8 protein-coding genes are annotated in these 11,647 nt (G+C 72.1%); 5 read left to right on the forward strand and 3 right to left on the reverse strand.

The genetic code is table 11. The features are described 5' to 3' along the window. Positions 1-77: 77 nt before the first annotated feature. The 3 genes from AOK00_RS15500 (at position 78) to AOK00_RS15510 (ending at position 4,548) form a co-directional block, all read left to right on the forward strand. Positions 78-1,280 carry a serine hydrolase domain-containing protein gene (locus tag AOK00_RS15500; RefSeq protein ID WP_055600898.1) on the forward strand — a complete coding sequence of 401 codons (1,203 nt, stop codon included), beginning with the start codon at positions 78-80 and terminating at the stop codon, positions 1,278-1,280. A 498-nt stretch (positions 1,281-1,778) separates the two neighbouring features. Continuing rightward, positions 1,779-3,983: an RNA polymerase recycling motor ATPase HelR gene (helR, locus tag AOK00_RS15505; RefSeq protein ID WP_173861572.1), complete on the forward strand. Its 2,205-nt coding sequence runs from the start codon at positions 1,779-1,781 to the stop codon at positions 3,981-3,983. 145 nt (positions 3,984-4,128) lie between these two features. Next, the gene (locus tag AOK00_RS15510) at positions 4,129-4,548 is read left to right on the forward strand and encodes a hypothetical protein (protein WP_055600900.1); all 420 of its coding nucleotides are present in this window, start codon (positions 4,129-4,131) and stop codon (positions 4,546-4,548) included. A gap of 21 nt (positions 4,549-4,569) precedes the next feature. Here the strand turns inward: AOK00_RS15510 and AOK00_RS15515 are convergent, their stop codons facing one another. Beyond that, positions 4,570-5,040 carry an SRPBCC family protein gene (locus tag AOK00_RS15515; RefSeq protein WP_055600901.1) on the reverse strand — a complete coding sequence of 157 codons (471 nt, stop codon included), beginning with the start codon at positions 5,038-5,040 and terminating at the stop codon, positions 4,570-4,572. A gap of 451 nt (positions 5,041-5,491) precedes the next feature. Between AOK00_RS15515 and AOK00_RS15520 the strand changes: the two genes are divergently transcribed. Beyond that, positions 5,492-7,246, forward strand: coding sequence for a glycoside hydrolase family 35 protein (locus AOK00_RS15520; RefSeq protein ID WP_055600902.1), 1,755 nt, complete (start codon positions 5,492-5,494; stop codon positions 7,244-7,246). 66 nt (positions 7,247-7,312) lie between these two features. On the opposite strand, the gene AOK00_RS15525 is transcribed toward AOK00_RS15520, so the two are convergent. Next, positions 7,313-8,077 carry a GbsR/MarR family transcriptional regulator gene (locus AOK00_RS15525; RefSeq protein ID WP_055600903.1) on the reverse strand — a complete coding sequence of 255 codons (765 nt, stop codon included), beginning with the start codon at positions 8,075-8,077 and terminating at the stop codon, positions 7,313-7,315. A gap of 246 nt (positions 8,078-8,323) precedes the next feature. On the opposite strand from AOK00_RS15525, the gene AOK00_RS15530 reads away from it, so the two are divergent. Further along, positions 8,324-8,989, forward strand: coding sequence for a DUF4097 family beta strand repeat-containing protein (locus AOK00_RS15530; protein ID WP_055600904.1), 666 nt, complete (start codon positions 8,324-8,326; stop codon positions 8,987-8,989). A gap of 82 nt (positions 8,990-9,071) precedes the next feature. Here the strand turns inward: AOK00_RS15530 and AOK00_RS15535 are convergent, their stop codons facing one another. Beyond that, positions 9,072-11,498, reverse strand: coding sequence for an RICIN domain-containing protein (locus tag AOK00_RS15535; protein ID WP_055600905.1), 2,427 nt, complete (start codon positions 11,496-11,498; stop codon positions 9,072-9,074). Positions 11,499-11,647: the final 149 nt, after the last annotated feature.

Raw genomic sequence — 11,647 nt, forward strand, 5'->3', positions numbered from 1 at the left:
GGGCGGGGGGCCGGCGTGCGGGGTGGCGGTGGTGATGTGGCCGTCCCTGACCGTGACCCTGGAAGAGGTCTGCCGACATGCGACGCATCCCTTATCGCCGACTGTTCGCCGCGACGGTCCTCGTGGCCTCCGTCCTCGCGCCGATGGCGGCGACTCCCGCCACCGCCGTCCACGCCGCAGCCGTCGTCGACCGGCACGGTGACGACGACTGTCCGACCGGCGGGCTGGGGCCCGAGCTGACCGCCCGGCTCGACAAGACGATCGCCGACGTCCGCAAGCAGGCCGGCATCCCGGGCGTCGTGGTCGGGATCTGGATGCCCGGCAAGGGGAGCTACGTCCGTGCCACCGGGGTCGCCGACAAGGTCACCCGCGAGCCGATGTTCACCGACACCTTCGTCCGGATCGGCAGCGAGACCAAGACCTTCACGGTCACCGCGCTGCTCAAGCTCGTCGACGAGGGCCGCGTCGGCCTCGACGACCCGATCGCCAAGTACGTCCGCGGCGTCCCGAACGGCCCCCGGATCACCTTGCGGCACCTCGCCGAGATGCGCAGCGGCCTCTTCCCGTACACCGCCGACCCGGACTTCGTCCACGACCTGCTGAGCGACCCGCAGCGCTTCTTCACCCCGCAGGAGTCGCTCGCGTACGGCTTCAAGCACAAGAACACCTTCAAGCCCGGCGCACAGTTCCAGTACTCCAACAGCAATCTCGTCCTCCTCGGCCTCGTCATCGAGAAGGTCACCGGTCAGCGGCTCGAAGACTTCATCGAGCGGCGGGTGCTCCGCCCGGCCCACCTGCGGCACACGCTCTTCCCCGAGGGCCCCGAGTTCCCCGAGCCGCACGCCCGCGGCTACACCGACCAGACGCTGACCGGCGCGACCGCGGACGCCACCGACTGGAACCCCAGCTGGGCCTGGGCCGCCGGCGCGATGATCTCGGACCTGCACGACCTGCGCCGCTGGGCCAGGATCCTCGCCACCGGCGAGCTGCTGAGCCCCGGGACGCAGGCGCAGCGCCTCAAGACGCTGCCGACCGGCTTCCCCGGCTTGAGCTACGGCCTCGGGATCTTCGACGCCGACGGCTGGATCGGGCACAACGGCTCCATCCCCGGCTACGAGACCGTGACGGTCTACCTGCCCTCGCAGAAGGCCACCATGGTCCTCATGATCAACACCGACTCCCTGGTGGGGGGCCAGGAGCCGTCCACGCTGCTCGCCCGGGCGATCACGGCGGTCATCACCCCGGACAACGTCTACGACGGCGGGGTCTCCCCCCGTTAGGCAGTGACGCACCGCGGGAGTCGGGGACGGCCGTCCTGAGGAGCGCGGGCTCGGCGAGGAGGCGGGCGGCCTGCCCGGAGTGGTCGAGCGGGGCGAGCGCGCCGTGGGCGAGGAACAGCGCGGGCGGGTGCCGAGGGGGGAGGGCGAACCCGCCGAGGAGGTCGGTACCGCCGCCGTTCTCCTCGGCGGCGCCGAGGAGTTCGTCGGCCCTGCGCTCGACGTACGCCCGGAGTGCGGCGGTCCGGCGGGCGGTGAGCGCCCGGGTGTGCGGGGCACGGCGGGGCGCTCTCCTCGTCGTCGAGGAGCGACGGGTGACCGGGGGCCGCGGCGGCGGCGCCTGAAACCGGCGGCTGGGGCGGCCAAAAAGAAGGGCGAGAAGGTGTACTCACCTCTCGCCACTTACAACTTATACCGCACTGGGGGGCTTGCGGCAAGGCCCCCGCCGTACCGCAGAATCACTCTCCTCAGCCCCGGACCTGCAGAAATGAGACTCACCCAGTGCGTGTGCTTTCGTCGGTGGACCAGTCGCGCGGCACCAGTGCCTTCGACCTTCCCGACCGCCTCTCCCCCAAGGCCGACCCGGCTCTGATCGCCGGTGACGAGCGGCACTTCGCGGCCATCGCGAAGAGCCTCGAAGAGACGATCGCCGAACTGTCCGACCGGCTCGACGCCACGCGCAAGGCCCCCGGCGGCGCCGGCCGGGAGGCGATGGACCGCGACGCGGAGATCCACCGGCTGACCGGGCGCCTGCGCACCCTGCGCCGCTTCGGCCTGGACCTGTGCCTCGGGCGCATCGTCGCCGCGGAGGGCACCGAAGGTACGGAGGGGGTGAACGGCGGCGACGGCGCGGAGCCCGTGTACATCGGGCGTCTCGGCCTGACCGACAGCACCGGCCGTCGTCTCCTCGTCGACTGGCGCTCGCCCGCGGCCGAGCCGTTCTTCGCGGCGACCCACGCCAACCCGATGGGGCTGTCGAGCCGCCGCAGGTACCGCTGGAGCGGCGGCCGGATCAAGGACTACTGGGACGAGGTGTTCACCGCCGACGGCCTTGAGGAGCACGCGGCGCTCGACGACCAGTCCGCGTTCATCGCCAGCCTGGGCGGCAGCCGTTCGCCCCGGATGCGTGACGTGCTCGCCACCATCCAGGCCGACCAGGACGCCATCATCCGGGCGGGCTCCCGCGGCACCCTGGTCGTCGACGGCGGACCGGGTACGGGAAAGACCGTCGTCGCGCTGCACCGCTCCGCTCACCTGCTGTACGCGGACCCCCGCCTCGGGCACCGTCGCGGCGGCGTCCTGTTCGTCGGCCCGCACCAGCCGTACCTGGCGTACGTCGCCGACGTCCTCCCCAGCCTCGGCGAGGAGGGTGTGCGGACCTGCACCGTGCGGGACCTCGTCGCCGAGGGCGCCAAGGCGGCGACCGAGCGGGACTCCGAGGTGGCGCGGCTGAAGTCGTCCGCCGGCATGGTGCGGGCGATCGAGGCGGCCGTCCGGTTCTACGAGGAGCCGCCCGCCCACGGGATGACGGTCTCGACCGACTGGGCCGACGTCCGGCTGACCGCCGGCGACTGGGCCGAGGCGTTCGAGGCGCCGGAGGCGGGGACGCCGCACAACGAGGCGCGCGAGCAGATCTGGGAGGAGCTGGGCTCGATCCTCCTGGGCAAGCTCGGCGACGAGGTCCCGGAGGACGAGTTCCGCCGGGCGCTGCGGCAGGACGAGGAGGTGGCCGGGGCCCTCCACGGGGCGTGGCCGCTGCTTGAGGCGACCGATCTGGTCGGCGACCTGTGGTCGGTCCCCGCGTACCTGCGGAAGTGTGCCCCGTGGCTCGACCGCGAGGAGGTCCGAACGCTCCAGCGGGAGGACGCGCAGGCCTGGACGGTGTCCGACCTGCCGCTCCTGGACGCGGCGCGGCAGCGGCTCGGCGACCCGGAGGCGGCGCGGCGCAGGCGCCGGCAGCAGGCCACCGTCGCCGCCGAACGGGCGCGCATGGCCGATGTCATCGCCGACGTGCTCGCCGCCGACGTCGACGGCGAGGGGGCGGTGACGATGCTGCGGGGGCAGGACCTCAAGGACAGCCTGGTCGACGAGGCCGCGCTGCCCGGCGTCGAGCCCGACCTGCTGGCCGGCCCGTTCGCGCACATCGTGGTGGACGAGGCACAGGAACTGACGGACGCCGAGTGGCAGATGCTGCTGCTCCGCTGTCCGTCCCGCAGCTTCACCATCGTCGGTGACCGCGCGCAGGCGAGGCAGGGCTTCACGGAGTCGTGGCAGGAGCGGCTCGAACGGGTCGGGCTCGACCGGATCACCGTGGCGTCGCTGAGCATCAACTACCGGACGCCGGAAGAGGTCATGGCGGAGGCCGAGCCGGCGATCCGGGCCGCGCTGCCGGACGCGAACGTGCCGACGTCGGTCCGCAGCAGCGGTGTCCCCGTCGTCCACGACTCGGTGGCGGAACTGGACGCGATCCTCGACGAGTGGCTCGACGCGAACGCCGACGGGACCGCGTGCGTCATCGGCGATCCCCGGTTCCGGCCGAGGCCCCGCGTGCAGTCGCTCACGCCGAGCCTGTCGAAGGGGCTGGAGTTCGACCTGGTCGTCCTCGTCGACCCGGAGAGGTACGGCGTGGGCATCGAGGGAGCGGTCGACCGCTATGTGGCGATGACCCGTGCGACCAGGCAGCTCGTCGTCCTGACCAGCGCCTGACGGCGGGCGGGTCCGCGTCTTGGGGCCCGGCCCGGCGTCTGTTCAGGTGCCGGACCGGGCTTCCTCTGCCTCCGTGGGGCGAACCGGTGTCGCGCGTGGGCGCGCCATGGACGTTCCTGCGATGACATGACGTATCGATAGGTGCATGACTCAGACACGCGCACACGTCGCCGCTCCCGTCCTCCACGACCAGGTCGTTCCCGGTGGGGAGTGCCCCGAGGTCGCGTCGCTTGTCGCGCCGTACCTGCGCATCATCCGTTCCGCGCTTCCCCCCGTGGAGGCGGAACGATTCTTCGTACGGGCTCTGGACGCGCACGAGGAGGAGCGGCGCCGGGCGGGCGCCCCCCAGCTCGGGTTCAGCGCGTACCTCGCGGACGGTCTCGGCGAGACCTGGGGCGGGTCCCTGGCGCACACCTCCGCCTGGGAGGCCATGCAGGCGATCCGCCAGCTCGTCCGCAAGGCACCGCGCGCGGACCTCGCCGCGTACCTGGGACTCGGCCTGCGACTGGTCCGCGAACTCGGCACCACGGCCCCGGGCCGCACGCCGGTACCGGTGGGCGCCTGACCCCGCACCCCCGTCGGGCGCTCAGCCCTCCGAACGGTTGCGCTCGCTCTCCGGCGTGTCCCGCAGCCAGGGGTCCGGGCCCGGGTCGCCGCCCTCGGCGCGGGTCGCGAGCCGGTCCACGTAGTGCTGCCAGCTCTCCGCGTGGGCCTCACAGGCCTCCGTGGAGGGCAGGCCGCTGTGGATCATACGGAGGAGGGTGCCGTCCGGGGTGGGTGCGAGGGTGATCTCGATCGTGCTGGAGCCCGGCGGGACGGGCAGCGGACCGGACTCCCAGCCCCAGCTGAAGACGATCCGCCGGTGCGGGTCGACGGTGATGAAGCGGCCGGAGGCGACGTTCTCCCCGGTGACCCGGGTGCGGTACGAGCCGCCCGGCTCGAAGGAGAACGAGCCGTCGGCCCCCATCCACGACAGCCACCTCTCCCGGTCGGTGAGGAAGCCGAAGACGGTCTCGGGGCGGGCGGCGATGCGCCGTTCCAGAGTGACGGTGTCCATGGGAGTCGGTGGGATCGTCATCAGGGCCTCTCGCTTCGTTCGGCCTCTTCTACGAGCCGGGCCGGGGTGTCGGGCCCGGTGGCCGGCACGGCCCCTCCTTGCGCAGCGTAACGAGACCGGCGTCCCTCAGCACGTCGAGGCGCCGGGGGACGCCATCGCGTGGGGTCGTCTGCCCGTCTTGCGATGCTGGACCGGAGGATGAGAACGGGAGACTCACAGAGAGCTCACGATCGCCGGCCGAATCACGGGATCAGCCTGGCATGCACGGTTCCGACTCCGGCGGTCGGGTGCCACCGGGCGCAGTCGCCCGCACCGGCCGTCCGAAGGGAACCGCGACGAGTCGGCCAGCGCTCCGCCGACGCGCCTCCGCACCGGTGGGTCTTGCCCTGTGGGCATGTTTACGTAAACATGCTTGTAGCAGCAATCACCCGAGTACAGGAGCCGCCACCCCATGCCCGTTCTCCAGACAGACAAGGCCGGTTTCCTGCTCGACGGCCGACCCTTCCGGCTCCTGTCCGGCGGGCTGCACTACTTCCGGGTCCACCCCGGACAGTGGGCCGACCGCCTGCGCAAGGCCCGGCTCATGGGGCTCAACACCGTCGAGACCTACGTCCCCTGGAACCTCCACCAGCCGCGTCCCGACACGTTCCGCCTCGACGGCGGCCTCGACCTGCCGCGCTTCGTCGAACTCGCCGCCGCCGAGGGGCTGCACGTCCTGCTCAGGCCCGGCCCGTACATCTGCGCCGAGTGGGAGGGCGGCGGGCTTCCGTCCTGGCTGCTCGCCGAACCGGACATCCGGCTGCGCTCCCGCGATCCCCGGTTCCTGGCGGCCGTCGACGACTACCTCACCCGCCTGCTCACCCCGCTCCGGCCGTACCTCGCCTCACAGGGCGGCCCGATCCTCGCCGTACAGGTGGAGAACGAGTACGGCGCCTACGGCGACGACACCGCCTATCTGGAGCACCTCGCGGACTCCCTGCGCCGCTGCGGGGTCGACGTCCCCCTGTTCACCTGCGACCAGCCGGTGGACCTGGAGCGCGGCGCGCTGCCCGGGGTCCTGGCCACGGTCAACTTCGGCAGCCGCTCGGGCCACCATCTGGCCGCCCTGCGCGCGCGGCGTCCCGAAGGGCCGCTGATGACATCGGAGTTCTGGATCGGCTGGTTCGACCGCTGGGGGGCGCACCACGTGGTCAGGGACCCGAACGCGGCCGCCCGGGAGCTGGACGAACTGCTCGCCAGCGGCGCGTCGGTCAACTTCTACATGTTCCACGGCGGCACCAACTTCGGCTTCACCAACGGCGCCAACGACAAGGGGACCTACCGCCCCACCGTCACGTCCTACGACTACGACTCCCCGCTCGACGAGGCCGGCGACCCGACGGCGAAGTACACGGCCTTCCGTGACGTCATCGCCAAGTACGCCCCCGTCCCGAGCGGGCCCGCACCCGCTCCGGGCCGCAAACTCACTCTCCCCGCACTCGCGTTGACGGAGAGTGCCGCATTGCTGCCGCACGCGGCCGCGCTCTCCCCGTCGGCCGTGGAGTCGCGCCGCCCGCTCACGATGGAGGAGCTGGAGCAGGACTTCGGCTTCGTCCTCTACGAGACGACGCTGCCGGTCAGGGGCCCGGCGCTCCTGGAGATCGAGCAGGTACGCGACCGTGCCCAGGTGTTCGTCGACGGGCAGCCCGTGGGCGTCCTGGAGCGCGAACAGCACGAGCACGCACTGGCGTTCACCGTGCCGCGGGCGGGCAGCGTCCTCACCGTCCTCGTCGAGAACCAGGGACGGGTGAACTACGGGCAGGGCATCCACGACCGCAAGGGCCTGCTCGGGCAGGTCCTCCTGGACGGGGTCGAACTCGCCGGCTGGACCAACCGCCCCCTCCCCCTGACCGACCCGGCCGGCATCCCCTTCGCCCCCACCACGGCGACGCCCGTCGGGCCGGCCTTCCACCGGGCCCTCTTCGACGTGGACGAGACCGCCGACACCTTCCTCCACCTGGACGGCTGGACCAAGGGCAACGCCTGGATCAACGGCTTCCCGCTGGGCCGCTACTGGTCCCGGGGGCCGCAGCGTTCCCTGTACGTCCCCGCCCCGGTACTGCGCTCCGGCACGAACGAGCTCGTCGTCCTCGAACTCCACGCCGGTCACCGGGCGCGTACGGTCACGTTCCGCGCGACGCCGGACCTCGGCCCCACGGAGGAGTAGGACTCCACAACGGCGGGCGTCCTGATCCCCCGGGGATCCAGGACGCCCGCATCCACGCACCCCGGTTCAGGCGACGCCGTCCGGGGGCGTCGCCTCGGGCGTCACCCCCTCCGGCTTCGTCGTCGCGGGCTTCGTGGAGAGGATCGAGCGGGCCTGCTCCGCGGCTCGGGCGGTGCTCTCGGAGACGAACTCGAGGAAGCGGGCGATGCCTTCGAGGCGGGCACCGGCCGGCGTGCCGGAACCGAGGACGCCCACTCCCTGGCGTGCGGTCTCGACGATCTGGAGAGCGGCGCGGGCGCTGGCCATCATCGACTGGTACCAGATGTCGTCGTCGACGACATAGCGCTCACGACGGCGCTCGTCACGCTCACGACGGACGAGCCCCTGGCTGTCGAGGAACGCGATCGCCTTGGAGATGGACGCCGGGCTGACCTGGAGATGCTGGACGAGCTCGGACGCGGTGAGGCTGCCCGAGTCGGTGAGGCAGAGACAGGCCATCACCCGGGCCATCATCTTGGGCGTCCCCGACTGTATGAGGACGGTCGTGAAGACCTCCTCGAACTCGCGCACCGCTTCGGCGTCGCGCCCGTCGGCCCGCACGGGCGCCTTCGGGTCCCGGGACGTGGCCTGCTTGCGACGGGCCCGGTGTTCGGTGGCCCGGTGGGCGAGGTCGGAACGGTAGCCGGTCGGGCCGCCGTTCCTCATGACCTCACGCGTGATCGTCGACGTCGGACGGTCGAGACGCCTGGCGATCTCGGCATAGGCGAGGCCGTCCGCCAATCCCAGCGCGATCTGCTGGCGTTCCTGCTGGGTGAGCCTGCCTCCCGGCATCGGGTCTCCTTCGTGGTCCTTGGGGACCCCACCATAGCGTTCACCACCATTCCATTGCAACGGAAGGGAGTGGACGTGTTGCGTTAAGCACCTGCCCATTGCAATGAATTTGCCACTCTCACCTGCAATGATGCGGATTCTACGCAACGATCCTGTTGCCAGACACGTGAACGCAACGTAGCTTTTCATTCATCGGAAACAGCGGGCCGCCGCAAGGGCGGCCCGCCAGGACGAAGGAGCAGCATCATGCAGAAGTTCGCCACCACCGCCGCCATCGCCGCCGTCCTCGACATCCCGGCCGGCCGTATCCAGCTCATCGCCGCCGACCGGGAGGACGTCACCGTCGACGTCCGGCCCCTGAACGCCGCCAAGGGCGCCGACGTGAAGGCGGCCGGGCAGGTCTCGGTCCAGTTCGCCGACGGTGTCCTGCGGATCGTCGGCGCTCCCGCGAAGAACAAGATCCTCGGCGACTACGGATCGGTCGAGGTGACCGTCCAGCTCCCGGCCGGCTCCCGCGTCGAGGCCAAGGGCGCCGCCGCCCAACTCCGGGGCGTCGGACGCCTGGGCGACGTCGTCTTCGAGAGCGCTCAGGGCCCGGTCAAGCTCGACGAGACCGCGAGCGCCCACCTCACCCTGCTCGCCGGTGACATCACCGTCGGCCGTCTGGGCGGCTCCGCCGAGATCAACACGCAGAAGGGCGACCTCCGCATCGACGAGGCCATGGGCGGCACCGTCGTCCTGCGCACCGCCGCGGGCGACATCACGGTCGGCGCCGCCCGCGGCGTCTCCGCCGCCCTCGACGCCGGCACCGCCTACGGCCGCGTCCACAACGCCCTCGCCAACACCGGCACCACCGCACTGACCCTCCGCGCCACCACCTCCTACGGCGACATCACCGCCCGCAGCCTCTGATGCGGACCGCCCGAGGGCGGCGCCCTCCGACCGGATGTCGGAGGACGCCGCCCCTTCGGCGTTCACGGCCGCGCCCCGCCCGTCAGCCGAACCGCAGCTGCTGGTTCGTGCCACCGGTACAGGTGGACTGCCGAAGGGCCGCCCCGTCGGCCTTCGAAGACCCCGCCACCTCCAGGCACTTGGCGCTGTGTCGCGCCACGAGGGCGACGTGGCCGGTGGCGGCCTGCCGTACCGCCCACTCCTGGTTCCGACCACCGTTGCAGGTGTACTGGAACACCTGGGCGCCGTCGGCGGTCGAAGCGCCGCTGACGTCCAGGCACTTGCCGCTGTGTCGCGCGACGACGCTCACGTAGCCGGTCGCGGTGGGCCGGAGCGCCCACTGCTGGTTCGCTCCCCCGTTGCAGCCGTACTGCACGACGGACGTGCCGTCGGCCGTCGAAGCGCCCACCACGTCAAGGCACTTGGAACTGTGCCGGAACACCGGCGCCCGCCAGGCCCCGGGCGCGGCCGGGCGGAAGGTCCAGGACTGGTTGGCCCCGGTCGTCGGCCGGTAGACGCCCGCCTCGGCCCCGTCGTGCGTCGCCGCACCGAAGACGTCCAGGAGAAGGCCGGACGCGCTGTTGACGAGCGTGGCGTGGCCGTCGCCCGTGGTGGAACGCATCCACCGCTGTTCGGCGCCGGTTCCGGGGGCCGCGAAGCCGAGCGTCCCGGACGACACCGCGAGCGCCTTGCCCGTCCTGGCGTTGGTCACGCGGTACGTGGCCGCGCTGCCCCAGTCCGTCGCCGAGAGCTTGGTGAAGGTCCACTGCTGCGCGGTGTCCGCCGGGTTCGACGTGCGCTGCACCGGCAGGTCCTGCCCCGCGACGGTGGTGACGGCGAGCGCCATTCCGCTGTGGTCGTTGAGGATCTGCCGGGCCGCGCCGACGGGCGCGCTCGTGGCGGCGGTGTTGACTCCCGTGACGCCCGGGATGACGAAGGTGGTGACGGAGCCGGCGCCGACGGTGGCCTTCACCGTCCTCCCCGCCGTTGCGAGGTCCGTACCGCGCTGGACGTCCCGGGTCGCGTCGGTGGTGTATCGCTCGACGGTCCCGCCGACGGTGGCGAAACCGTCGAGGTCGAGGGTGAGTTCGCGGTCCGTCCCGCTGCTGTTGGTGTGGACGAGGACGAGCCCCTGCCCGCCGGGCCGTACCGCCGCGAGGGTGTCGGGGTCGTCGGTGGCGAGGACGCGGGCGCCGGGCCGGACGAACCGGCTGTACTGGGCCATCACCCCGTACTTCTTGTTCTTGCGGATCGGTTCGGTGGCCGCGTCGGCGGGAGTGAAGTCGGTCTGGATGAGGCCCCAGTTGGAGTTCTCCCGGCCCGGCGTCATGTTCTCGTAGTCCTCGACGGCCTGCCACAACACCCAGGCACTGGGCTCCAGTTCCCTGATGTCGTCGTTGATACGACGGGCCAGGTCGAGCCCCGGACTCATGTCGGTGAAGCTCTGCGGCACGCTGCCGCCGAGGTCCACCTCCGACATCCACAGCGGGGTGGCCCCGCCCTTGGCGATGTCGCGGACTCCGGTGCGCCCGCCCGTCCCGTACGTGTGGGTGTTGATCCGGCCCACCGAGTCGCGGACGGCGGGTGCGTACTGCTCCCAGTTCGCGCGGGCCGTCGAAGGGTTCGTCTCGTCCATGGCGGCGATCGGGGTGGTGTCACCCCGGGCGTCGAGTGCGGCGCGCAGCGTGCTGATCATCCGGGCCTGCGAGGCGGGTTCCCAGTGGGAGCCCTCCTGGCGACCGCCGGCCCGCCAGTAGTCGGTGTTCGGCTCGTTGACCGGGGAGATCGAGTCGAAGGTGACGCCCGAGCCCTGTGCGGCCCGCCGGAGGGAACCGGCGAGGTAGGCGGCGAACCGCTCGTACTGGTCGGCGCGGAGGTTGTCCTGCCGGGGATCGGTCGCGCCGGAGACGAGACCGCTGCGGGTCATGAAGTACGGGGCGGAGTTGGAGAAGGCCTCGAAGGTGTCGGCACCGCGGGCCTTGGCGGCGGAGAGCCACCAGCGCTGGTTGGCGTCGGCCGCGTCGTTCCAGTGGGCGGGGTTGTCCGGGTCCCACCAGTCGGGGGACTCGGCTCCCGGCCGGTTCCAGTAGCCGGGTACGGCGCCTCCGGCCCGCATGTAGGGGACGGTCTCGGGGCTGTCGCCGCCGCCGATGTTGTAGCGGGCGACGGTGAATCCGAGGCCGTCCGCGCCGTAGAGGGCGTCCGCGAGTGCGTTGCGCCGCTCGTCGGGCCAGCCGCCGGTGACGTTCGCGAACCAGGCGAGGGCGGTGCCCCACCCTTCGAAGGCGGGCTGCTGGTAACCGGGGTCGGGCCGGACGGTCAGCGCGTCGGCCGCGACGGCGACCGCCGTGGGCGCGGAGACCGCCGGGGCGGCGGCGACGGTGGGCAGGACGAGCGCGGCGGCGGCGAGGGCGCCGAGCCGGGTGTACCGGCGGCACCCGGAGGCGCTTCGGGCGTGAGGGGGCTGCACGTGGTCACTCCCTGAGGGGTGCGATGGCGTGGTCGGACGTGCGGGGACGGGCTTACTCGAACGGGGGCGTGCCCGGACGGACGTGCTCGGACGGGGGCACGCCTGGACGGACGTGCTGGGACGGACGTACCCGGACGGGGGGCACGCCC

It is taken from the genome of Streptomyces aureus, assembly GCF_001418135.1.
GTDB lineage: Bacteria > Actinomycetota > Actinomycetes > Streptomycetales > Streptomycetaceae > Streptomyces > Streptomyces aureus_A.

Coding starts and splice junctions, on each gene's coding strand:
- AOK00_RS15500 (WP_055600898.1), top strand. CDS start 78: ATGCGACGCATCCCTTATCGCCGACTGTTCGCCGCGACGGTCCTCGTG.
- AOK00_RS15525 (WP_055600903.1), bottom strand. CDS start 8,077: ATGCCGGGAGGCAGGCTCACCCAGCAGGAACGCCAGCAGATCGCGCTG.
- AOK00_RS15520 (WP_055600902.1), top strand. CDS start 5,492: ATGCCCGTTCTCCAGACAGACAAGGCCGGTTTCCTGCTCGACGGCCGA.
- AOK00_RS15530 (WP_055600904.1), top strand. CDS start 8,324: ATGCAGAAGTTCGCCACCACCGCCGCCATCGCCGCCGTCCTCGACATC.
- AOK00_RS15510 (WP_055600900.1), top strand. CDS start 4,129: ATGACTCAGACACGCGCACACGTCGCCGCTCCCGTCCTCCACGACCAG.
- AOK00_RS15515 (WP_055600901.1), bottom strand. CDS start 5,040: ATGGACACCGTCACTCTGGAACGGCGCATCGCCGCCCGCCCCGAGACC.